This is a genomic window from Marinobacter fuscus, assembly GCF_003007675.1.
GTDB lineage: Bacteria > Pseudomonadota > Gammaproteobacteria > Pseudomonadales > Oleiphilaceae > Marinobacter > Marinobacter fuscus.
In genome coordinates this window covers 71,239-93,434 of sequence record NZ_PXNP01000004.1, presented here as the reverse complement: position 1 = coordinate 93,434, position 22,196 = coordinate 71,239, and the positions used below count along the sequence as shown (strand labels likewise).

Below are 22,196 nucleotides of genomic sequence, written 5' to 3'. Positions count from 1 at the left end.
CTGCATTTTCAACATTTAATCAAATAGATCCGCCGGGTAATGCTCGACCTCGTTCTGGCTGGCTTGCTGGTACGCGCCCGCTGTTTGCAAAGCCAACTGCACCGGGCGAAACGAGCGCCGGTGTTCAGGGGTTACGCCATAGCGATTCAATGCTTCCAGATGTGCCGGGGTGGGATAGCCTTTGTGCCTGGCAAGGCCGTATTCAGGATAGCGCTGATCAAGAGCCTCCATCTCACGATCCCGGGTGACCTTGGCTATGATGGAGGCAGCGCTGATGGCCTCCACCCGGGCATCACCTTTTACCACGGGTTCAGACGGCCAGCGCCATTTCGGGCACCGGTTGCCATCCACCAGCACATACTCAGGCGCCGTGCTCAAACCATCTACCGCCCGCTGCATTGCCAGCATGGTTGCCTGGTAGATATTTATCTGGTCAATTTCTGTCGCCTCACAGCGCCCGAGGCACCAGGCCGCCGCTTTATCGAGAATTTCATCATACAGGGCAAGCCTGCGTTTCTCGGTCAGTTTCTTGGAATCCGCCAGTCCGGCGATCGGCCGCTGAGGATCCAGAATAACCGCGGCCGTCACCACAGCACCAATCAGCGGCCCCCGGCCAACCTCATCCACCCCAGCCAGGCGCCAGCCCCGGTAGTGGCATTCAAACGGAGGAAGCTCCCTGGCCGCCATCAGCTCCGCGCCCCGATCAGATCCGCCACAGCCGTGGCAGCCCGCTCGTCCGCACCCTGGCGCAGCATCTGGTGCAGCGCAAGAAACTCGGTATGTAACCGCTCACGTTCCGACGCATTCTGCAGCCTTTCAAGCACTGCAGAGCCCAGGCCCTCCGGGGTTGCCGCGTCCTGTAGCAACTCGGGCACCAACTCCTTTCTGGCCAGCAGATTCGGCAACGCCACCCAGGGCACTTTGATCAACCGGGAAAGAATTTTGTAACTGAAATCACTCAACCGGTAACCTACAACCATGGGTTTTTTCAGCAGCATCGCTTCAAGCGTTGCGGTTCCCGACGCCAGCAATACCACATCACTGGCCGCCATCACCTCGCGGGAACGGCCACGAACCAGGGTTAGCGGAAGGCTTACCTCAAGACTCTCGACCAGGGCCTGAACCTGCTTTTCGCGGTCACGGTTAACACAGGGAATCACCAGCTGCAGGTTTGGCTGCCGCTCCTGCAGCCAGCGGGCCGCCTCGAGAAACAACGTACCAAGGCGCTCCACTTCACCGCCCCGGCTGCCCGGCAAAATGGCCAGCACGGGCGTATCCACACGCAGCCCAAGATCCAGGCGAGCACCCCGGGTGTCGGTTTCAAGCTCAATCCGGTCAGCCAGGGGATGGCCAACACAGGCCACCGGCACGTTATGCTCTTCGTAAAACCGGGCCTCGAAGGGGAACAGCGTCAGCATAAGATCAACCGATTTGGCGATCTTGAAAATGCGTTTCTGGCGCCAGGCCCAGACCGACGGGCTCACGTAATGCACAGACGGGATACCGGCTTCACGACAGCGACGCTCAACGGCCAGCGTGAAATCGGGAGAATCAATACCGATCACGACATCCGGTGGTGTCGTCAAAAGGTAGTCCAGCAGCCGGCGACGGATACTGACGAGTTCGCGAATGCGACCCAGCACTTCCACCAGCCCCATTACCGATAGCCGCTCCATGGGCACGAGTGAATGAAAGCCTTCGGCAATCATCTCATCACCGCCGATACCCACGAATCGGGCGCCTGGAAAACGTCTTCGCAACGACCGGATAAGCCCGGCACCGAGTATATCACCCGATGCCTCTCCGGCGATGATCGCAATGGTGCGTGCTTGCATGGCGACAGGGTACGCCTGATGATTGGGCACCGGCAGAACTCCGGCAGAATTAACGGATGATGCCGCGATCCGCCCGTTTGAGCGAATCCACCAGCACTCGGATCTCGGGTACGCTCTGGAACCCGCGCTCAAGCTCGTCAATGGCCTGCTCGGTGGTCAGGCCCTGCCGGTAGATCACCTTATAGGCACGGCGAAGCTCCAGCAGCGCCTCTTTGGTGAACCCGCGCCGTTTCAAGCCCTCCACATTCATTCCGTGGGGCTCGGCAGACTGGCCACTGGCCATTACATAGGCCGGGATGTCCTTGAGCACGATACTGCCGCCTGCGGCCATACTGTGGGGGCCGATATGGCAGAACTGGTGCACCATGGTGCCTCCGCCGAGAATGGCAAAATCCCCCACCGACACGTGGCCCGCCAGAGTGGCGCAATTGGCCAGAATGGTGTTGTCGCCAACGGTGCAGTCGTGGGCAACGTGTACATAGGCCATCAACAGATTGCCGTTACCGATACGGGTTTCACCTCGATCCTGCACTGTACCGCGATGAATGGTGCAGTTTTCCCGGATCACATTATTATCGCCTATCACCAGTGTTGTTGGCTCACCCGCGTATTTTTTGTCCTGGCACTCTTCACCAATGCTCGAGAACTGGAAAATACGATTGTTGCGGCCAATGACTGTCGGCCCTTTTACCACAACGTGGGAGAGTATCTCGGTGCCCTCGCCTATTTCGACCCCGGGGCCAATGTAGCTCCAGGGGCCAACGGTCACCTTGTCTGCCAGTTTGGCTGACGGGTCCACAATTGCCTGCGGATGGACACCCGACCAGTCATTTGTTGCCATCAAACTTCTCTCTCAGCGGTAAGAATTTCCGCCACGCACACAACCTCTCCATCGACCAACGCGCGGCAATCAAACTTCCAGATACCGCGTTTGCCAGAGACGAATCGGGCTTCCATATCCAAACGATCTCCCGGCAATACGGGGCGCTTGAACCGCACTTTACTGGAACCAGCCAAATATTGTATCACGCCGTCTGACGGTTTCCGCTCAACGGTCACAAAACCAAGAATTCCGGAGAGCTGGGCCATCGCCTCGATAATCAGCACCCCGGGCATAATCGGGTTGTCGGGGAAATGGCCGGTAAAAAACGGCTCGTTGAACGACACGTTCTTATAGCCCTTAATCGAAACGCCCTTCTCGACCTCGGTTACCCGATCCACCAGCAAAAACGGGTACCGATGCGGAAGGTATTCCAGAATTTCGTCGATTTTCATCATGTTGATCGGCCTCAGCCCTCTAATTTCTTTTCCAGTTCTTTAATCTGTCGCGCCATCGAGTCGAGTTGCCGAAAGCGAACAGCATTCTTTCGCCATTGCCGGTTGGGCTCCGCACTGGTGCCTGAAGAGTAGACTCCGGATTTGCGAATATCTCCGGTAACGAGGGTCATGCCGGTCAGGTGTACCTGATCGGCAATCTCCAGATGACCGGCAACGCCAGACGCGCCGCCGAATACACAATGCTTGCCGATGCGCGTGCTGCCCGCGATGCCAACCTTCGCCGCCATGGCACTGTGGTCGCCGATTTGAACGTTGTGAGCGACCTGAATCAGGTTATCGAGTTTAACCCCGTTGCCGATCAAGGTGCTGTCCAGGGCACCTCGGTCTATGGTGGTGTTGGCCCCCACCTCAACATCGTCACCCAGCACCACGCCACCAATCTGCGCAATTCTGTGCCAGGCTCCCCGGTCATTGGCAAACCCGAATCCGTCAGAGCCGATAACCGCACCGCTCAGAATATGGCAACGCTTTCCAAGAATCACATCATGGGCCAGGGTTACCCTGGGGCGCAGTACGCTCTGATCACCCAGACGACACCTTGCGCCGATAAAACTGCCCGCACCAACAACCACCTGCTCGCCAATCTCGACATCAGCCTCAATAACCACATGAGGGCCAACAGCAGCAGATTCGTGAATTCGCGCATCAGGATCAACAACAGCCGTGGGGTGCACGCCCGCAGGCGCTCTGGGAGAGGGATCAAACCAATGGCTCAGGTGAGCATAGCCCAGGTACGGGTTCGCCAGTACCAGGACATTGGTCGGAACACTTTCTGCAAATTTATCAGATACGATCACTGCCGACGCCCCGGTTGCGGCGAGATAGCGGGCATAGGAAGGATTTGCCAGGAAGCTGATCTGGCCGGGCGTAGCCGCCTGCAGTGTCGCCAGCCCCGAAATCAGGGCTTCGGGGTCCCCCCGCAATTCGGCGCCAAGAGCATCGGCGATATCCTGCAGCCGATAGGACGTTTGCGTCATGGTGTTCTCCAAACTCAAGGCCGGGGAGCCCCGATAGCGATTACTTGTTCAGTTTGTCGAGCAGTTCTTTGGTCAGGTTCAAATCCGGCTTTACATAGACTACAGCTTCGCTTGGCAGAATCAGGTCCAGGCCGTGCTCCTCCAGAAGCTCCTTCACGGCAGCGTCCACTTCCGGGCGCGCACTTTCAAGAAACTGCTGTTTACGCTGGTTTACGGTTGCGTCCAGCCGTTGCTTGAGCATGTTGAACTCCTGAACTTTCTCCTGGAACTGGCTGGCGAGCTGGTTCCGCTCACTCTCGTTCATCATGGAACCGTCTTTTTCCAGGCGGTCTTTCAGACTGCGGGCTGCCTCCTGGGCCTCCCGTACCTTGCTTTCATCGCCTGCAAAATCCTTCTGCAGTTTCTCACTGAAAGTCTGCGCATCGTCAGACGAAAAGAGTGCCTGGCGCAGGTCGACCACACCAATTCGGGATTCTGCAGCCACCTGGCCCGAAACAACCAGCAAAGCCGCCATCATCAGTTTAGTCAAACGGTTCATACGTATCTCCTGTATCTCATTCTCTGTTTTTTTAGTATCAGAACGTCTGGCCCAGCGAGAACTGGAACACCTGGGTATCATCACCCGCTTTGTCGTTCAGCGGCTTGGCCAGGCTGAACGCCAGAGGGCCCACCGCGGTAATCCACTGGAAGCTCAGGCCAGCGGAGGTGCGTACCTCGGTAAACTCGGGGTCGAATCCACGCTCGGTATCGAACACCTGCCCCGCATCCACGAAGAACGAGGTTCTCATGGAGCGGGAATCTCCGGCAAAAGGCGTCGGGAAGATCAGCTCCAGCCCGGCCTCGGTCAGCACGTTACCGCCAAACGGATCCGGATCGGACAAGTCTCCGGATACGCGTTCGGCCTTGTTACCCAGAGAGTTGGCCCGGTAGCCACGCACAGAGCCGTAACCCCCGGAATAGAAATGCTCGAAAAACGGCATCTGGGTGCGATCGCCGTAACCGTCGCCGTAGCCCAGTTCGGTGCGGGCACGAATCACCCAGTTAGACGAGTCCACCAGCGGAAAATAGAAATCGGTTCGGTACGTCGCTTTGTAGAACGTCAGATCACTGCCGGGAACAGCCACATCCAGAGACACCGAATGGCTATAACCATCCGTTGGCAACACACCGCGGTTGAGCGTACTGCGCCGCCAGCTGGTAAACAGGAAATAGTTGTTGAAGGAGTCGCCTTCTTCGGTAATGAAATCCCGCACTTCCTGGGCAGAGAACACACCGGGCTTGATGTTCGACTGGGTAACGCCGAGGCCGAAATTGAGCCGGGTAATCGAATCCATCGGATAACCGAATGTCAGTCGGCCGCCATACTCATCCAGCAGATACGAGGAAATGTCCTCTTCCTCGTAATCGGTTTCCCGGGCAAACAGACTGAAGCCCCGGCTAACTCCGTCTACGGTGAAATAAGGATCGAGATAGGAAATATTGGCGCTCTTTACCGAATCGCTCACATTCACCCCGAAAGACACCCGCTTGCCGGTACCAAAGAAGTTGTTTTCCGACACCGAGGCGCCGAGGATCACCCCGGAGTTCTGTGAGAAACCAACAGAGGCCGACAAACTGCCCGTCGGCTGTTCCTGTACCCGGTAGTTCACATCCACCAGGTCATCGGTGCCGGGCACCGGTACCGTGTCAACCTCTACACCCTGGAAGAAGCCCAGCCGTTCCAGCCGGCTTTTTGAAAATTCGATCCGGTCCGACGAGGCAACACCGCCTTCCATCTGGGTCATTTCCTGGCGCAGCACCTCATCCTTGGTGGATACGTTACCTTCAAAGTTCACCCGCCGAACATAGGCGCGCTTTCCGGGTTCAACAAAGAAGGTCACCACGGCGGAGTTGTCCTCGCCCGGCTCGGGCACCGGGTTCACATTTGCAAAGGCATAGCCTTCACGGCCGAGGCGGAAAGAAAGGGCTTCGGAGATGGCCGTCATTTTCGCCCGGGAGAACACGTCACCGGCTTCCACAGGAATGAACTTACGCAACTCTTCCTCGCCCACAATCAGGTCGCCCCGCAGGCGAATCTCGGAAATGGTGTATTGCGGCCCCTCATCAAGGGCAATAGCAATAAACACTTTCTGCTTGTCGGGCGAAATCGACACCTGGCTGGATTCCACGCTGAAATCCAGATACCCCCGATCCAGATAAAATGAGCGCAGGGTTTCCAGGTCGCCACTCAGGCGTTCACGGGCATATTTGTCTTTGTTGGTGAGCGAGTTCCACCAGCTACTGGTGCGCAGTTCGAACAAGTCGGTGAGCTCTTCGTCGCCGAAGGCCTGATTGCCGATGATGTTGATATGCCGGATGGCGGCGACACTGCCCTCATTAATATCGAGCCGCACCGCTACGCGATTCCTGGGCAGCTCTTCCGCGGTGGCCTTTACCCGGGCGTTATACCGGCCCTGAGCTATGTAGGAGCGCAATATTTCCAGCTCAAGCTTTTCCAGAGTTGCGCGGCGGAACACTTGGCCTTCTTCCAGGCCGGCACCGGCAAGCGCATCCATCAGCATCTGGGTTTCTATGTTCTTGTTACCGTCGATTTCAATGGAGGAAATGGACGGCCGTTCCTTCACCGACAGAATCAGGACACCCTGATCACGGCTCGCTTCGATATCGGTAAACAGGCCGGTAGAAAACAGATCCTTGATAGCCGTCGCCAGCCTTGCCTCTCCCATGCGATCGCCGATGTTAATCGGAAACGCGGCAAACACCGAACCGGCAGAAACCCGTTGCAGGCCTTCAACTTCGATATCCGCAACCGTGAATTCATCTGCCAGCGCTGGCTTCATACCGGTTGCGGCAATGGCGAAGCCAACGGCTACAGCTAGAAGGGAACGTCTCATTCAGATATTTCGCCTGGTTAATGTGCGGTTAGGGGCTCGCAATTCTCACAACCGCATCAGGTCGTTGTAAAGAGCAAACACCATTAAAGTAAGGATCAAAGCCATACCAATTCGTAATCCGAATGCCTGGGCCTGCTCAGAAAGCGGCTTTCTGCGGATGGCTTCGATGGTGTAATACACTATGTGCCCGCCATCGAGCACCGGCACCGGCAGCAGGTTGAGCACTCCAAGGCTTACGCTCAGGTAGGCCAGAAAGCGGATAAAGTCTTCAAAGCCTGAGCTCACGCTGGCCTCGGCCACCCGGGCAATGGTAATCGGGCCACTGAGATTGCTGGGCGAAAGCAGGCCTGTCACCATCTTTTTAATGGCGACCAGTGTCAGGCGGGTGTCGGCCCAGGTTTCGCTGATGGCATTGGGAATCGCCGCCAAGGGCCCGAAACGTACCTCCCTCAGTGAGTCTTCGGGCCATTCAATTTGTTGCACACCCGCGCCGACAAAGCCGATAACCTCGCCATTCTCCAGGGTGCGGGAGGCTGGCGTTATGGCCAGCTGTAACGGATCGCCGCCCCTCTCGATGGCCAGTGCTAACGGCTGCTCCGGGGCGCTACGGATGAACTCTACCAGGGCAAACCAGTGCGTAACCGGCTCGCCGTCCACCGAGAGAATGCGATCTCCGGGCTGAAGACCCGCCATGTAAGCCCGGCCATCGGGTGATATTTCACCCAGAACCGCCGGAATCGTCGGGCGCCAGGGGGAAATACCGAATTCTGCCAGCGGATCCGGCGTATCATCGCTCAGCCGCCAGCCTCCGAGAGAACCTGAAACCTCACCCCGGGAACCATTGCGGGATACCTCCAGCGACACCTCGCCATGCTCCCCCGCACGCTCCAGCAAGCGCATGTTCACATCCCGCCAGGAATGGACGCCGTGGCCGTCGATGGCGTGGATCTCCATGCCGCTCTGCAGCCCGGCACGCTCGGCCACGCTGTTTGGCGCCACATCCCCCACCACCGGTGCCACGGTGGTAACACCCACTACGCTTAGCAGCCAGTAAGCGGCAATGGCAAACAGGAAATTCGCCATCGGCCCTGCTGCGGCAATGGCAATGCGCTGTCCGGGAGGCTTCGCGGTAAAGGCCTGTTCGCGAAGCTCATCCGGCACCGGGCCTTCGCGCTCATCCAACATCTTCACGTAGCCGCCCAGTGGAATGGCAGCGATGGCAAACTCCGTTCCATGCCGGTCGTACCAGGAAAACAGAGGTTTGCCGAAGCCCACCGAAAATCGCAGCACTTTCACACCACACCTTCTGGCCACCCAGAAGTGCCCGTACTCATGCAGGGTCACGAGGATGCCGAGCGTTAGCGCCAGCGCCAGAACGGATTGAATTATCTGCATAAACTCCCCGGATTTCGGCTTTCAGCCAGAGTGCAAACCATATCAGATTCAGACCGCCACCAAGGCAATGTGTTCCCGGGCTCTTGCCCGCGCCTCGGCATCCTTGGCGAAGATGGTTTCAAAGCTCCGCGCAGGCACGGATTCTGTGCTGGCCAGAGTCTGCTCTATGATAACGGGGATGCGGGTAAACGGCAGCCGACCTTCAAGAAATGCCGCCACCGCAATTTCGTTGGCCGCATTAAGAACCGCGGGCGAGGTTCCGCCTTCGGCAAAGGCATCGGCTGCCAGGCGCAGACACGGAAACCGGTCGGTGTCCGGCCGTTCAAAATGAAAGCGGCCAATGCTAAACAGATCCAGCGGCGCGACACCGGCATCAATCCGCTCCGGCCAGGCCAGGCCATTGGCAATGGGCGTGCGCATGTCCGGGCTGCCAAGTTGTGCCAGCACAGAGCCGTCGGCGTATTCGACCATCGAGTGAATAATGCTCTCCGGGTGCACATGCACATCCACAAACTCGGGGGTGGTGTTGAACAGCCAGCAGGCCTCAATCAGCTCCAGGCCCTTGTTCATCAGAGTCGCGGAATCCACCGAGATTTTACGCCCCATACTCCAGTTGGGGTGCGCACATGCCTGGGCGGGCGTAACGTGCTGCAAACGGTCGGCGCTCATGGTGCGGAAAGGCCCGCCCGATGCGGTCAGCAGAATACGGGTAATGCCCGCACCATGGGGGTTCCGGACCTGGCTGGGGGGCATGCACTGGAAGATAGCGTTGTGCTCGGAATCGATAGGCAATAACTCCGCCCCGGACTCGGCCACGGCATCCATAAAGAGCTGGCCCGACATCACCAGCGCCTCCTTGTTCGCCAGCAATACACGCTTACCGGCCCGAACGGCTGACAAGGTGGGCGCCAGCCCTGCCGCCCCGACAATGGCAGCCATCACCGTATCCGACTCGCTGGAGGCCGCCACCTCGCACAAACCCTGCTCCCCTGCCAATACGCGGGTTTCCGGCAGGTCGGCCAGCAGAGTCTCCAACCGCTTCGCAGCCCCGGAATCCGCCATAACCGCCACTTGCGGACGAAACTCCCGGCACAATTGCGCCAGTTCTTCGGCCCGGGTACCGGCGGTGAGTGCGTAAACTGAAAAACGTTGCGGGTGGCGCCGGACAACATCCAGCGTGTTCAGGCCGATAGAGCCGGTGGCACCGAGTATGGTTACTACACGTTGATTCATAAAGTGCCAGAACCTGCAGCCAACCACCCCAGGAGGGTAATGATCAGGGCAAAAACCGGAATCGCGGCCGTCAGGCTGTCGATACGATCCATGATACCGCCGTGCCCGGGCAACAGCTGACTGCTGTCTTTGATGCCGCGAAAACGCTTGAGCATACTTTCAAACAGGTCGCCAAGCACCGACACCATACCCGTAGCGAGGCTGGCAACGATCAGCAACAGGGCATCGGCCATCGTCGCCTGGGCGACAAAACCGGCGGCCATGGCCAGCAGCGCCACCGCCACCTGACCACCCCAGACACCGGCCCAGGATTTGCCCGGGCTGACCCTGGGCGCCAGCTTGGCTTTGCCAAAGGCCCGGCCCGCAAAGTAAGCGCCGATATCCGCCACCCAAACCACCAGCAAAACATACAGAATAGCCAGTAAACTATTGGAAAACACACCAAATTCAAGGGTTCCGGCGCGCAGATGATTCAACCCGACCCAGGCTGGCACCAGCACCAGCACCCCCATCAGTGCGCGAACCGGAACCGAGCCCCAGGAGCCAGAGCCTTCCGGGTACCGCCGCACCAGCCAGAACCCGGCCAGCCACCAGGCAACCGCGACCAAGAGCGCCGCGGCAGCAGGAACAGACTTGATGGCAAACAGCAGTACCGCCATGGCCAGGGCATAGCCAATTCGGCCGGGTTGATTTTCAATACCGGCCATATTAGCCCATTCCCAGGCACCCAGAGTAATAACAACACCGGTAAATAACGCAAAACCGGCGGGCGGCAGGAAGAAAATACCGCCAATCGCAATGGGGGCGAGAATCAAAGCGGTGATAATACGGGTTTTAAGCACAATAGAAGTCGCTTCTGGTTATTGTTGTGAAGAGCGGGCCGCAATCTGATCGTCGGTCTGCCCAAAGCGACGCTGGCGCCCGGCGTAGGCCGCCAGCGCCTTGATCATTTCATCTTGCTTGAAGTCCGGCCAGAACACATCCGAAAAGTAGAACTCGGTGTAAGCCAGATGCCAGAGCAGGAAATTGCTCACCCGCTGCTCGCCCGCCGTCCGGATAAGAAGATCCGGCATGGGCAGGTCGCCAATACTCAGGTTGGCCTGAATCAGGTCGTCGGTGATGTCTGAAGGCTGAAGGCGCCCGGCACTGACCTCCGCAGCAAGCCGCTGCGTAGCCTGGGTGATATCCCAGTGCCCACCGTAGTTTGCGGCGATCACCAGCGTAAGGCCGGTGTTGCTGGCCGTCAGCGCCTCGGCTTTGTCCATGTGCTGTTGGAGCAACGGATTGAACGCCGAACGGTCACCAATAATTCGCAACCGAATGTTGTTTCGGTGAAGTTTTCGGACTTCCCGTTCAAGGGCGATCAGGAACAGGCGCATCAGGGCCGATACTTCGTCGGCCGGGCGCCGCCAGTTTTCACTGGAAAACGCGAACAGGGTAAGCACCTCTACCCCCTCACGCGCACAGGTTTCAACTACGGCCCTTACCGCATCAACACCCGCCTTATGCCCCGCGACTCCCTTCAGGCGCCGCGCTTTCGCCCAGCGATTGTTGCCATCCATGATAATGGCTACGTGCCGGGGGCGAGCTTCAGCCGCCACCGGTATCTCTGCGGTCACTTTTACCGTCATGAAACCCTCTGTGCGGCGGCGACAACCGCCACTGATCCTGCTCCTGAATATCCGGTGGCGATTACACTGCCATCAGATCCTCTTCCTTCGCCTTCAGCATCTTGTCGACTTCAGCAATGTACTTGTCGGTCAGCTTTTGCACTTCGTCTTCACCGCGACGCTCGTCGTCTTCGCTGATTTCTTTCTCTTTCAGCAAATCCTTGATCATGCTGTTGGCATCGCGACGGGCATTGCGCACAGATACCCGGCCATTCTCAGCGTCTGCACGGGCCTGCTTGACCATTTCTTTACGGGTCTCTTCCGTCAGCATCGGCATCGGTACACGAATGATATCGCCACTGGTGGCCGGGTTCAGGCCAAGGTCAGAACTCATGATTGCCTTCTCGATCGTCGGCACCAGGTTCTTTTCCCAGGGGGCGACCGTCAGCGTACGGTTGTCTTCCACGTTAACGCTGGCCACCTGCTTCAGAGGCGTTTCCTGACCGTAGTAGTTCACCATCACGCTGTCCAGAATGGCAGGATGGGCACGGCCAGTCCGAATCTTGTTGAAAGCCGAATGCAGAGCCTCCAGGCTCTTTTTCATTTTCTTTTCAGCTTCGGTTTTAATGTCGTTGATCACGTTTGCTTCCTCAATTCGTTCAACTGGTCCAGACAGGCAAACGGCGCATCATGCGCTCACGCCCGCATCAATCATTCAATCAGTGTGCCTTCTTTCTCGCCGGTCACGATGCGCGTCAGCACACCCGGGCGGTTCATGTCGAACACACGCAGCGGCATGCCGTGATCCCGGGCAAGGCAGATTGCAGTAAGATCCATCACACCCAGCTTCTTGTCGAGCACCTCATCGTACGACAGGCGGTCGTACTTCTCGGCAGTAGGATCAAGGTTCGGGTCAGCCGAATACACGCCGTCTACTTTCGTCGCTTTCAGAACCGCATCGGCCTGAATCTCGATTCCACGCAGGCAGGCTGCGGAATCTGTGGTAAAGAACGGGTTACCGGTTCCGGCGCTGAAGATCACCACATCACCTTCTTTAAGATCCCGGACGGCACGGCGACGATCATAGTGCTCTACAATACCACTCATCGGGATAGCCGACATAACGCGAGTACGGATGTTGGAGCGCTCAAGGGCATCGCGCATAGCAAGGCCGTTCATAACCGTTGCCAGCATTCCCATGTGATCGCCGGTTACCCGGTCGAGGCCTGCCGCGCTCAGCGCCGCTCCCCGGAACAGGTTACCACCGCCAATGACCAGGCCAACCTGCACACCTATGCCAATCAGCGCCCCGATTTCGAGGGCCATGCGGTCAAGAACTTTGGGATCAATACCGAAATCGTGGTCTCCCATCAGGGCTTCACCACTAAGCTTTAGCAAAACGCGCTTGTATCTGGGCTGGGTATTGGAAGGTGTCGGCATGGTGATCCCCTTTTCGTCTGTTGGCTGTCCGGTATCAAACCCGTCGCAGGCTTGTATCTGACATACCCCTCAAAAAAGGGGCATCTCAGATACAAGCCCGCCACGAAAGCCGGGTAACCCCAGCTGACGTGGCAGACTCAGGCGCGCCAGCCGCATTACACGGCGGCGCAAATCAGAGAGGGATCAGGCCTTGCCTGTGCCAGCGGCCGCAGCCACTTCAGCAGCAAAATCCACCTCTTCTTTTTCGATTCCTTCACCCACTTCCAGGCGGACGAAACCAACCAGCTCGCCACCGGCGGCCTTGATCAGTTCACCCACTTTCTGGTCCGGGTTCTTAACGAACGGTTGCTCAACCAGGCTGTTTTCAGCCAGGAACTTCTTGATACGGCCACCCATCATCTTCTCAACGATCTCGGCAGGCTTGCCTTCCATATCCGGCTGGGCCTTGATGATCGCCTTTTCATTTTCCAGCTCGTCTTCCGGCATTTCTTCCGGCTTACCAACGCGCGGGTTGACAGCTGCCACGTGCATGGCGATGTCACGGGCCAGTTCTTCGGTACCGGCGCTCAGAGCCACTACAGAAGCGATTTTGCTGTTGCTGTGAACGTAGCCACCCACAACGGCGCCTTCGATCTTGACGATACGACGAACGGAGATGTTCTCGCCGATCTTCTGAACCAGCGCTTCGCGCTTGCCTTCCAGCTCGCCTTCCATCAGCTTGGCTACGTCAGTTTCGCCCTTGGCAAAAGCAACTTCCAGAACATCGTTGGCAAAGTTCATGAAGTTGTCGTCACGAGCAACAAAGTCGGTCTCAGAGTTCACTTCAAGAATGAAAGCAGATGTGTTGTCGTCAGCAACCTTCACCAGCGACACGCCTTCAGCGGCGGTACGGCCAGCTTTCTTGGCCGCTTTCAGACCGGATGACTTGCGCAGCTCTTCAATTGCAGCGTCAACACTGCCGCCAGCTTCAACCAGTGCTTTTTTGCACTCCATCATGCCAAGGCCAGTACGCTCACGCAGTTCCTTGACCATTGCAGCGGTAATTGCAGCCATGTTCAATCCTCTTGTCTATTCGGTATTCGGTGGGGAGGCGTGCCCGGACAAACCCGCAGACACGCCTTGCAACTCAAGCTTCAGACCCGGCGATTACTCGGCAGCCGGTGCCGCGCCTTCGGCGTCTTCGCTAACTTCAACAAACTCGTCAGCGCCGCCAGACTGGGAAGCTTCCAGGCAGGTATCAGCAACGGCTTTCACGTAGATCTGGATAGCGCGGATGGCATCGTCGTTACCCGGGATTACGTAGTCAACGCCGTCCGGGTTGCTGTTGGTATCAACCACACCAATAACGGGAATACCCAGCTTGTTGGCTTCTTTGATGGCGATGCGCTCGTGATCTACGTCAATCACGAACATGGCGTCCGGCAGGCCGCCCATATCCTTGATACCACCGATGGAACGCTCCAGCTTGTCCATCTCGCGAGTGCGCTCAAGCGCTTCTTTCTTGGTCAGCTTGTCGAACGTACCGTCTTTGCTCTGGGCTTCCAGATCGCGGTAGCGACGGATAGACTGGCGGATGGTCTTGTAGTTGGTCAGCATACCACCCAACCAGCGGTGGTTAACGTAAGGCTGACCAGCACGGGATGCTTCTTCCTTGATGATCTTGGAAGCCGCACGCTTGGTGCCAACGAACATGATCTTGTTCTTGTTCTCAGCCAGAGACTGAATGAAGTTCAGCGCTTCATTCATGGCCGGAACAGTCTGCTCCAGGTTAATGATATGAATCTTGTTGCGGGCGCCGAAGATGAACTTCGACATTTTCGGGTTCCAGTAGCGAGTCTGGTGTCCAAAGTGAGCACCTGCTTTCAGCAGGTCACGCATATTTACCTGAGCCATGATATTTACCTTTTAGCTTCGGGTTAGACCTCCACGCGTCCGATTGCCCCAACCAGCCCCTGAAATCAGGCTCTGGCACCCTGGGACAACGTGCCGACACGTGTGTGAATTTGCCGGATTCGTTTCCGGCGGCGCGTTTATACCATAAACCGAGCCGCAAACGCCATAAATTTACACCTTCCTTGTAGACTGGCCGCCTGCCGCTTAAAATGCCGGTTTGATTCAAATCAACAGGAAGCCCGATGCAGGTATCTATCAAGACCCCCGAAGAAATCGAGAAGATGCGCGTAGCCGGCCGCCTGGCCGCCGAAGTTCTGGAAATGCTCGATGAGCACGTCAAACCCGGCGTGACCACCGAAGAACTCAATCGCATTGCCCACGACTACATCGTGAACGAGCAGCAGGCCATTCCTGCGCCGCTCAACTATAAAGGGTTTCCCAAATCGATCTGCACCTCGGTAAACCACGTTATCTGTCACGGTATTCCCTCTGAGAAGAAGGTGCTCAAAGACGGCGACATCATTAACATCGATGTGACCGTCATTAAAGATGAGTACCACGGTGACACCAGCAAGATGTGGATTGTGGGTAAACCCAAGCCCGGCACCGAACGGCTAATCCAGATTACCCAGGAGTGCCTGTATAAGGGCATCGAGCTGGTTAAACCCGGCGCCCGCCTTGGCGACATCGGCTCGGTTATCCAGAAGCACGCCGAGAAACACCGCTATTCTGTGGTTCGGGATTACTGCGGCCATGGTATCGGCAAGGTTTTCCACGAAGAGCCCCAGGTAATGCACTACGGCAAACCCGGCACCGGCGTGGAACTGAAAGAAGGCATGACCTTCACCATCGAGCCCATGATAAACCAGGGCAAGTACCACACCAAGCTTCTACCAGACGGCTGGACGGCGGTCACCAAAGACCACAAGTTGTCGGCCCAGTGGGAGCACACTATCCTGGTAACCGCCGATGGTTATGAAGTTTTGACCAGGCGATCAGAAGAGCAATTCTGAATGGACCGTAGCGAGCTGGAATCCCGAATTATCAAAGATCCCTCGCCGGTTAAAGCGGCCCGAGAGCTGCTGGCCAACCACTACGAAGCAGACGCCGACGCCTTCCGGCACGGCGCCGATGTCCGCGCCCTGGTGCATGCCAGGGCCGAGACCGTAGACAATGTGCTCCGGCTGATCTGGAGCCGCTACAGCTTCTCCACCTCGCCCGACATTGCCCTGATCGCCGTGGGTGGATACGGCCGGGGCGAACTGCACCCCCACTCCGATATCGATTTGCTGATTCTTACCCGTGAGGGCATGGAACCGGGCTGGCAGGACGATCTTGGCGCCTTCATTACCCTGCTCTGGGATCTGAAACTGGATATCGGCCACAGCGTGCGCAGCATAGCCGAGTCGGTTCAGGCCGCCACCGACGACATCACCATTCTGACCAACCTGCTGGAAACCCGCACCATCGCCGGCCCCGACGAACTGAGGGCGGCCCTGAGTGAGCGAATCTATGCTGACGACGTCAGTTCCGACAGGGATTACTTTCTGGCCAAACAGAAAGAACAGCAGGAACGCCACAAAAAGTACGGCGACACCGAGTACAACCTGGAGCCCAACGTCAAAGGCTCTCCCGGGGCACTTCGGGATATCCAGACCATCGGCTGGATTACCAAACGCCACTTCGGGCTGCAGAGCCTGGCGGATCTTACCCGTTTCAGCATCCTCACCGAAGAAGAACATCAGATTCTGCATAAGGGCGAAACCTTCCTCTGGCGCTTGCGTTACGGCCTGCAGCTATTGGCTGACCGCAACGAGAACCGCTTGTTGTTCGATCACCAACGGGGCCTGGCGGAAATGCTTGGCTTTCGAGATGAGGGTAAGCGCCTGGGCGTCGAGTTGATGATGCAGGAGTACTACCGCACGGTTCTGGCTCTGGCGGAGCTGGCCGACGTGATTCTGCAGTACTACGACGAAGCCATCATCGGCAGTGGCAGTGACGACGAAATCCGGCCCCTGAACAAACGCTTCCAGATGCGCAACCTGTACATTGAAGCCATCAACAATCAGGTCTTTGCCTACGCGCCCTACGCCATCATGGAAATCTTCGTGCTGATGGCTCAGCACCCGGAAATCAAAGGCATCCGGGCAAAAACCATTCGCGCCCTGCGGGCCCACCGGCACCTGATCGATGACGCCTTCCGGGCAGACCTGGCCGTCACCACGCTGTTCATGGAGCTGCTGCGCACGCCCCATGCACTAGATGAAACCCTGTCGGCGATGAAGAAATACAACGTGCTGGGTCGCTATTTGCCGGAGTTCGGCCAGATTATCGGCCAGATGCAGCACGACCTTTTCCACATCTATACCGTCGACGCCCACACCATGCGGGTTATTCGTAATATGGTGCGGTTGAGCAACTCTGAAGCCCGGTCTGAATACCCGCTGGCCTCACGCCTGATCCACCGGCTGCCAAAACTGGAAACCCTGTTCATTGCCGGGCTCTACCACGACGTGGCCAAAGGCCGGGGCGGCGACCACTCCGAACTCGGCGCCATAGACGCAGAAGCTTTCTGCAAGCGCCACCACCTGAGCGAACGGGACACCCAACTTGCCTCCTGGCTGGTGGAAAACCATTTGCTGATGTCGATGACCGCCCAGCGCAAAGATATTTCAGACCCGGACATTATCCAGGGCTTCGCCCGATCCATGCCCAGCCAGGCGCACCTGGACTACCTGTATATCCTGACGGTGTGCGATATCAGCGCCACCAATCCGAAGCTCTGGAATACCTGGCGGGCCTCACTGTTGCGCCAGCTCTATATTGAAACCAAGCGCGCCTTGCGCCGGGGCACCGACACACCGGTCGACCGTCAGGCCTGGATCAAGGCAACCCAGGAAGAAGCCCGTGAAATCCTGCGGGCCCAGAACATCAGCAACGAGCAGATCGACCGTATCTGGGATACCGTCGACGACGACTATTTCCTGCAGGATTCCACAGTAGATCTGGCCTGGCAAACGGCCGCCATCATCCGCCATGGCGACAACCCAGACCCGCTGGTACTGATTCGCGATACCCGGGGCGGCCCCACCGACGGCTATTCCCAGATCATTATTTACATGAAAGACAGGGTCACCCTGTTTGCGGCCACCACCGCCGTTCTGGAACAGCTCAACCTGAACATCGTGGACGCCCGCATCAATTCCACCGAAGCGCCCTACTCCATCAGCTCCTACGTGGTACTGGATGAACAGGGGCAGCCTCTGGGCATCGACCCGGATCGCAAAGAGCGGGTGCGCAAGCGCCTGATTGAAGAACTGGATGATCCTGAAGATTACCCGGACATTATCCACCGGCGCACGCCACGCCAGCTGAAACACTTCGCCTTCCCCACAGAAGTGACTTTCTCCAACGATACCGTAAACCAGCGTACCGTGATGGAGCTGATTACACCGGACCGCCCCGGCCTGCTGGCCCGAATTGGCCAGGTGCTGCTGGAACACCGAGTGAGGCTGACCAATGCCAAAATCGCCACTCTGGGCGAGCGGGTAGAAGACGTATTTTTTATCACCGATGAACACGGTGAGCCCCTGAGCGACCCGGCCGTATGCCAGGCCCTGCAACAGGCTCTCTGTAAAATGCTGGACGACATTCGATGAATTCCAACCTGGACAAGCTACACCCCTACCCTTTCGAGAAACTCGCCAAGCTGAAAGCTGGCATCAGCGTGCCAGCAGACCTGGCGCCGATTTCCCTCGGCATCGGTGAGCCCAAACACCCGGCACCGGGCTTCGTGCAGGACGTCATCCGGAATCATCTGGACAAACTGGCCAATTACCCCACCACCAAGGGCATCGAAGAGCTGAGGGTCGCGATCAGCCAATGGGCAACCCGCCGCTTTCAATTAGCCGGGAATACGCTGGATCCCAACCGCCATGTGGTTCCGGTGAACGGCACCCGAGAGGCCATTTTTGCCTTGGTACAGGCCGTGGTGGATGCCAGTAAACCGGCCACCGTGGTCAGCCCCAACCCGTTTTACCAGATTTACGAGGGCGCCGCGTTTCTGGCAGGCGCCACACCGGTGTACCTGCCCTGCGATGCCAGCAACGGCTTTATCCCGGATTTTGACGCAGTATCTGAAGCCGTCTGGCAACAGTGCCAGATTCTGTTTCTTTGCTCGCCGGGCAACCCAAGTGGAGCCGTGATTCCGCGAGAGACCCTGAGCAAGGTGATTGATCTGGCCGACCGCCATGATTTTATTGTGGCCTCCGACGAGTGTTATTCCGAGCTCTACCCGGACGAAAACCAGCCACCTGAAGGCCTGCTTCAAACTTGCGCAGCCCTTGGGCGACACGACTTCAAACGTTGCATCGTGTTCCACAGCCTGTCCAAGCGCAGCAATCTCCCCGGCCTTCGCTCGGGCTTTGTTGCAGGCGATGCCGACATTCTGGCGGGTTATCTGAAATACCGTACCTACCACGGCTGCGCCATGCCGATCCACAATCAACTGGCCAGCATCGCCGCCTGGAGCGACGAAGCCCACGTTGAAGAAAACCGTGCCGCCTACCGGGCGAAATTCGAAGCCGTAGTGCCCATTCTGCGGGAAGTGATGGAGGTGGATTTCCCCGATGCGGGCTTCTACCTGTGGCCGCGCACGCCCATGGACGACGAAACCTTCGCCCGGGAGTTGTCGGCGCAACAGAACGTGCATGTGTTACCCGGCAGCTATCTATCCCGCACCGTAGACGGCCACAACCCGGGCGCAGGCCGGGTACGCATGGCGCTGGTGGCACCGCTGGAAGAATGTGTAGAAGCCGCCCGGCGTATTGTCGAATTTGTGAAGAGTAACTGACTGAACCGGCTGTGAAAATTGCAGCCCTGTGAGTGAGAGAACATGAAACTGTACGGCATTAAAAACTGCGATACCGTCAAGAAAGCCCGAAAATGGCTGGACGAACAGGGTCTGGATTATCAGTTCCACGACTTCAAAAAAGACGGTTTGAGCGAGGAAAAACTCGCTGAATGGGAACAGGCCATTGGCTGGGAAACCCTGCTGAACAAACGTGGCACCACCTGGCGCAAATTGCCAGACGACGTTAAAGACAACATCGACGCCCGGTCTGCCCGCCAGGTCATGCTGGAGAACACCTCTATCATCAAACGCCCGGTGGTCGAACGCGACAACACCGTAAGCATAGGTTTCAACGCCGAAGAATGGGCGTCCTGGACCTGAACCAGATTCAAGTAACGAAAAACAGGAGCAATCAGTAGATGAGTTTTGCATTCGGCATCGGAATCGGCACCCAGAACAACCAGGGCGAATGGCTGGAAGTCTATTATCAGCAGCCACTCATGACCCCGGACAAAGACCTGATCGACGTGGTGGAGTCGGCTCTGGACTATCAGGGCGGCAATCAGGCCATCACCGTAAACGCAGAGCAACTGGTGCAATTTGCCAATGCACTGCGTCAACTTGGCCAGAACCAGCAGGCCAAACTGGCAGAAACCGCCGCTGAAAGCCAACGGCCGGTGGTGGTTACAGTACTGGCCACCGATGACACCGCCTCCAGCACACCGGAAGTCTATCTGAAGCTGCACCTGATCTCTCACCGCCTGGCCCGCCCTCACAGCCTTAAGCTGGACGGCATTTTCGGGCTGCTGCCGAACCTCGCCTGGACCAGTGAAGGCGCCATCGATCTGCAGGAACTGCCGGATCGCCAGCTGCAGGCCCGAACCCAGGGCCGGGTTCTGGAAGTAAAATCCGTCGACAAGTTTCCGCAAATGACCGACTACGTGGTGCCCGCCGGTGTTCGCATTGCCGACACCGCCCGCGTGCGCCTGGGGGCCTATGTGGGCGAAGGCACCACCGTGATGCACGAGGGCTTTATCAACTTCAACGCCGGTACTGAAGGTACCAGCATGATTGAAGGCCGCATCTCCGCAGGCGTCATCATCGGCAAAGGCTCGGATCTGGGCGGCGGCTGCTCCACCATGGGCACTCTGTCCGGCGGCGGCAACATCATCATTTCGGTGGGCGAGAACTGCCTGCTGGGCGCCAATGCCGGTATCGGCATCCCCTTGGGCGACCGCTGCACCGTTGAAGCAGGGCTGTACATTACCGCCGGCACCAAAGTGGCGCTGTTGGATGACAATAACGCTCTGGTGGAAATCGTCAAAGCCCGCGATCTGGCCAGCAAGAACGACCTGCTGTTCCGTCGCAACAGCCAGACCGGTGCGGTTGAGTGCAAAACCAACAAGACCGCCATCGAACTGAACGACGAACTGCACGCGAATAATTAATTGCCCTGAGTGATCGGGAAGGCCGGGGCCGCGCACCTCTCCATCAGAGACGCTCTCAGGCCTTCCTTATCCTGTGTATCACCCTGAACAGGTTGCCGCTATGCCGCTGTCCCCCACCCTCGAACTTGCCATGGATCTGATTCAACGCCCGTCGGTAACCCCCGCAGATGCCGGATGCCAGGCCCTGATGATGTCCCGCCTCGCGCCCCTTGGCTTTCGCGATGAACACATGCGCTTTGGAGACACCGACAATCTCTGGGCCCGAAAAGGCCAGGATGGTCCGGTGCTGGCTTTTGCTGGCCATACTGATGTGGTGCCCACCGGGCCGGAAAAAAACTGGGCGCATCCTCCGTTCGAGCCGGTGATCGAAAACGGCTATCTGTACGGCCGGGGTGCGGCCGACATGAAAGGCAGTCTCGCCGCCTTTGTAACCGCCTGCGAACGGTTTGTGGCCAACCACCCGAACCACCGGGGCTCCATTGCCTTACTGATTACCAGCGATGAAGAGGGCCCTGCCAAAGACGGCACAGTAAAAGTGGTGGAGGCTCTGGAAGCCCGCAACGAAAAGATGGATTGGTGCCTGATCGGTGAGCCTTCCAGCACCCACCAGGTGGGCGATGTGATCAAGAACGGCCGACGGGGATCCCTTCACGGCTATCTGACCGTGCACGGCACTCAGGGCCACGTGGCCTACCCGCACCTGGCGGAAAATCCGGTACATAAGGTAGCTCCGGCGCTGGATAATCTGGCCAACGAGTTCTGGGACAACGGCAACGATTTCTTTCCCCCCACCACTTTCCAGATTACCCGCATTGAATCCGGTACCGGCAGTAACGTAATCCCCGGTGAGTGCCTGGTGCACTTCAATTTCCGCTACTGCACCGAGAATACGGCAGAGAGCCTGGAAGAGCGCGTAGTCGCGATCCTGGATCGACACCGGCTGAAGTACGATCTGCAATGGCACCTCAGTGGCCGCCCCTTCCTGACCGACAAGGGCGCCCTGGTCTCGGCGGCACAAAGCGCCATTCGCACCGTCACCGGGCGGGAAACCGAACTGTCTACCTCTGGCGGCACTTCTGACGGTCGCTTTATTGCACCAACCGGTGCCCAGGTGGTCGAACTGGGGCCGCTGAACGCCACCATCCACAAAGTGGATGAATGTGTGAACGCGGAAGACCTGGATACCTTGTCCGACATCTACGAGCAGATACTGATCGAACTGCTGGCTTGAGTGCCCCTGACACCCGGCGGGTAACCACCGGCCGGGAAGCGGAGCGGCGA

General features: G+C 57.9%; 21 protein-coding genes. 6 read left to right on the top strand and 15 right to left on the bottom strand.

Annotated elements, in window-relative coordinates; all coding sequences use genetic code 11:
• Positions 1-15 precede the first annotated feature (15 nt).
• The 15 genes from rnhB to rpsB form a co-directional block, all read right to left on the bottom strand.
• The gene (rnhB, locus tag C7H09_RS00450; protein ID WP_106760722.1) at positions 16-687 is read right to left on the bottom strand and encodes a ribonuclease HII; all 672 of its coding nucleotides are present in this window, start codon (positions 685-687) and stop codon (positions 16-18) included.
• Positions 687-1,835 (bottom strand): lipid-A-disaccharide synthase, encoded by a 1,149-nt coding sequence (gene lpxB / locus C7H09_RS00445; RefSeq protein WP_106760721.1) that lies wholly within the window; start codon positions 1,833-1,835, stop codon positions 687-689. The genes rnhB and lpxB overlap by 1 nt, the downstream gene beginning before the upstream one ends.
• A gap of 49 nt (positions 1,836-1,884) precedes the next feature.
• Entirely contained in the window at positions 1,885-2,676 is a 792-nt protein-coding gene (gene lpxA, locus C7H09_RS00440; RefSeq protein ID WP_106760720.1) for an acyl-ACP--UDP-N-acetylglucosamine O-acyltransferase, read from the bottom strand.
• Positions 2,676-3,113, bottom strand: a complete 438-nt coding sequence (fabZ, locus tag C7H09_RS00435; protein ID WP_106760719.1) for a 3-hydroxyacyl-ACP dehydratase FabZ — start codon at positions 3,111-3,113, stop codon at positions 2,676-2,678. Before fabZ ends, lpxA begins: the two co-directional genes overlap by 1 nt.
• A gap of 11 nt (positions 3,114-3,124) precedes the next feature.
• Positions 3,125-4,150 (bottom strand): UDP-3-O-(3-hydroxymyristoyl)glucosamine N-acyltransferase, encoded by a 1,026-nt coding sequence (gene lpxD, locus C7H09_RS00430; RefSeq protein ID WP_106760718.1) that lies wholly within the window; start codon positions 4,148-4,150, stop codon positions 3,125-3,127.
• A gap of 40 nt (positions 4,151-4,190) precedes the next feature.
• Positions 4,191-4,688: an OmpH/Skp family outer membrane protein gene (locus tag C7H09_RS00425; RefSeq protein WP_106760717.1), complete on the bottom strand. Its 498-nt coding sequence runs from the start codon at positions 4,686-4,688 to the stop codon at positions 4,191-4,193.
• 37 nt (positions 4,689-4,725) lie between these two features.
• Positions 4,726-7,044 (bottom strand): outer membrane protein assembly factor BamA, encoded by a 2,319-nt coding sequence (bamA, locus tag C7H09_RS00420; protein WP_106760716.1) that lies wholly within the window; start codon positions 7,042-7,044, stop codon positions 4,726-4,728.
• Positions 7,045-7,089: 45 nt separating this feature from the next.
• Positions 7,090-8,439: an RIP metalloprotease RseP gene (gene rseP, locus C7H09_RS00415; RefSeq protein WP_106760715.1), complete on the bottom strand. Its 1,350-nt coding sequence runs from the start codon at positions 8,437-8,439 to the stop codon at positions 7,090-7,092.
• Positions 8,440-8,487: 48 nt separating this feature from the next.
• Positions 8,488-9,672: a 1-deoxy-D-xylulose-5-phosphate reductoisomerase gene (gene ispC, locus C7H09_RS00410; RefSeq protein WP_106760714.1), complete on the bottom strand. Its 1,185-nt coding sequence runs from the start codon at positions 9,670-9,672 to the stop codon at positions 8,488-8,490.
• Positions 9,669-10,514, bottom strand: a complete 846-nt coding sequence (locus C7H09_RS00405) for a phosphatidate cytidylyltransferase (RefSeq protein WP_106760713.1) — start codon at positions 10,512-10,514, stop codon at positions 9,669-9,671. The genes ispC and C7H09_RS00405 overlap by 4 nt, the downstream gene beginning before the upstream one ends.
• A gap of 18 nt (positions 10,515-10,532) precedes the next feature.
• Entirely contained in the window at positions 10,533-11,303 is a 771-nt protein-coding gene (uppS, locus tag C7H09_RS00400; protein WP_106760712.1) for a polyprenyl diphosphate synthase, read from the bottom strand.
• Between the two features lie 61 nt (positions 11,304-11,364).
• Positions 11,365-11,922, bottom strand: coding sequence for a ribosome recycling factor (gene frr, locus C7H09_RS00395; RefSeq protein WP_106760711.1), 558 nt, complete (start codon positions 11,920-11,922; stop codon positions 11,365-11,367).
• 71 nt (positions 11,923-11,993) lie between these two features.
• Positions 11,994-12,722, bottom strand: a complete 729-nt coding sequence (gene pyrH / locus C7H09_RS00390) for a UMP kinase (protein ID WP_106760710.1) — start codon at positions 12,720-12,722, stop codon at positions 11,994-11,996.
• Between the two features lie 183 nt (positions 12,723-12,905).
• On the bottom strand, positions 12,906-13,775 hold the full coding sequence (tsf, locus tag C7H09_RS00385; RefSeq protein ID WP_106760709.1) for a translation elongation factor Ts: 870 nt from the start codon (positions 13,773-13,775) through the stop codon (positions 12,906-12,908).
• Positions 13,776-13,868: 93 nt separating this feature from the next.
• On the bottom strand, positions 13,869-14,615 hold the full coding sequence (rpsB, locus tag C7H09_RS00380; protein WP_106760708.1) for a 30S ribosomal protein S2: 747 nt from the start codon (positions 14,613-14,615) through the stop codon (positions 13,869-13,871).
• 242 nt (positions 14,616-14,857) lie between these two features.
• Here rpsB and map point away from each other — a divergent pair, with 242 nt between their 5' ends.
• From map to dapE, 6 genes are all read left to right on the top strand, one after another.
• Complete coding sequence (gene map, locus C7H09_RS00375; RefSeq protein WP_106760707.1) at positions 14,858-15,628, top strand: type I methionyl aminopeptidase; 771 nt, start codon at positions 14,858-14,860, stop codon at positions 15,626-15,628.
• A complete protein-coding gene (locus C7H09_RS00370) occupies positions 15,629-18,274 on the top strand; it encodes a [protein-PII] uridylyltransferase (protein WP_106760706.1) in 2,646 nt (881 codons plus the stop codon). It begins immediately after the preceding gene.
• Positions 18,271-19,467, top strand: a complete 1,197-nt coding sequence (gene dapC, locus C7H09_RS00365; protein ID WP_106760705.1) for a succinyldiaminopimelate transaminase — start codon at positions 18,271-18,273, stop codon at positions 19,465-19,467. Before C7H09_RS00370 ends, dapC begins: the two co-directional genes overlap by 4 nt.
• 42 nt (positions 19,468-19,509) lie before the next feature.
• Positions 19,510-19,848, top strand: coding sequence for an ArsC family reductase (locus C7H09_RS00360; RefSeq protein WP_106760704.1), 339 nt, complete (start codon positions 19,510-19,512; stop codon positions 19,846-19,848).
• Between the two features lie 38 nt (positions 19,849-19,886).
• Complete coding sequence (gene dapD, locus C7H09_RS00355; protein ID WP_106760703.1) at positions 19,887-20,915, top strand: 2,3,4,5-tetrahydropyridine-2,6-dicarboxylate N-succinyltransferase; 1,029 nt, start codon at positions 19,887-19,889, stop codon at positions 20,913-20,915.
• Positions 20,916-21,015: 100 nt separating this feature from the next.
• Complete coding sequence (gene dapE, locus C7H09_RS00350) at positions 21,016-22,146, top strand: succinyl-diaminopimelate desuccinylase (protein ID WP_106760702.1); 1,131 nt, start codon at positions 21,016-21,018, stop codon at positions 22,144-22,146.
• The last annotated feature ends 50 nt before the right edge of the window (positions 22,147-22,196 follow it).

Excerpts from the sequence above, each read along its gene's own strand:
- rnhB (WP_106760722.1), bottom strand. The coding sequence starts at position 687 with ATGGCGGCCAGGGAGCTTCCTCCGTTTGAATGCCACTACCGGGGCTGG.
- lpxB (WP_106760721.1), bottom strand. The coding sequence starts at position 1,835 with ATGCAAGCACGCACCATTGCGATCATCGCCGGAGAGGCATCGGGTGAT.
- lpxA (WP_106760720.1), bottom strand. The coding sequence starts at position 2,676 with ATGGCAACAAATGACTGGTCGGGTGTCCATCCGCAGGCAATTGTGGAC.
- fabZ (WP_106760719.1), bottom strand. The coding sequence starts at position 3,113 with ATGATGAAAATCGACGAAATTCTGGAATACCTTCCGCATCGGTACCCG.
- lpxD (WP_106760718.1), bottom strand. The coding sequence starts at position 4,150 with ATGACGCAAACGTCCTATCGGCTGCAGGATATCGCCGATGCTCTTGGC.
- C7H09_RS00425 (WP_106760717.1), bottom strand. The coding sequence starts at position 4,688 with ATGAACCGTTTGACTAAACTGATGATGGCGGCTTTGCTGGTTGTTTCG.
- bamA (WP_106760716.1), bottom strand. The coding sequence starts at position 7,044 with ATGAGACGTTCCCTTCTAGCTGTAGCCGTTGGCTTCGCCATTGCCGCA.
- rseP (WP_106760715.1), bottom strand. The coding sequence starts at position 8,439 with ATGCAGATAATTCAATCCGTTCTGGCGCTGGCGCTAACGCTCGGCATC.
- ispC (WP_106760714.1), bottom strand. The coding sequence starts at position 9,672 with ATGAATCAACGTGTAGTAACCATACTCGGTGCCACCGGCTCTATCGGC.
- uppS (WP_106760712.1), bottom strand. The coding sequence starts at position 11,303 with ATGACGGTAAAAGTGACCGCAGAGATACCGGTGGCGGCTGAAGCTCGC.
- pyrH (WP_106760710.1), bottom strand. The coding sequence starts at position 12,722 with ATGCCGACACCTTCCAATACCCAGCCCAGATACAAGCGCGTTTTGCTA.
- tsf (WP_106760709.1), bottom strand. The coding sequence starts at position 13,775 with ATGGCTGCAATTACCGCTGCAATGGTCAAGGAACTGCGTGAGCGTACT.
- rpsB (WP_106760708.1), bottom strand. The coding sequence starts at position 14,615 with ATGGCTCAGGTAAATATGCGTGACCTGCTGAAAGCAGGTGCTCACTTT.
- map (WP_106760707.1), top strand. The coding sequence starts at position 14,858 with ATGCAGGTATCTATCAAGACCCCCGAAGAAATCGAGAAGATGCGCGTA.
- C7H09_RS00370 (WP_106760706.1), top strand. The coding sequence starts at position 15,629 with ATGGACCGTAGCGAGCTGGAATCCCGAATTATCAAAGATCCCTCGCCG.
- dapC (WP_106760705.1), top strand. The coding sequence starts at position 18,271 with ATGAATTCCAACCTGGACAAGCTACACCCCTACCCTTTCGAGAAACTC.
- C7H09_RS00360 (WP_106760704.1), top strand. The coding sequence starts at position 19,510 with ATGAAACTGTACGGCATTAAAAACTGCGATACCGTCAAGAAAGCCCGA.
- dapD (WP_106760703.1), top strand. The coding sequence starts at position 19,887 with ATGAGTTTTGCATTCGGCATCGGAATCGGCACCCAGAACAACCAGGGC.
- dapE (WP_106760702.1), top strand. The coding sequence starts at position 21,016 with ATGCCGCTGTCCCCCACCCTCGAACTTGCCATGGATCTGATTCAACGC.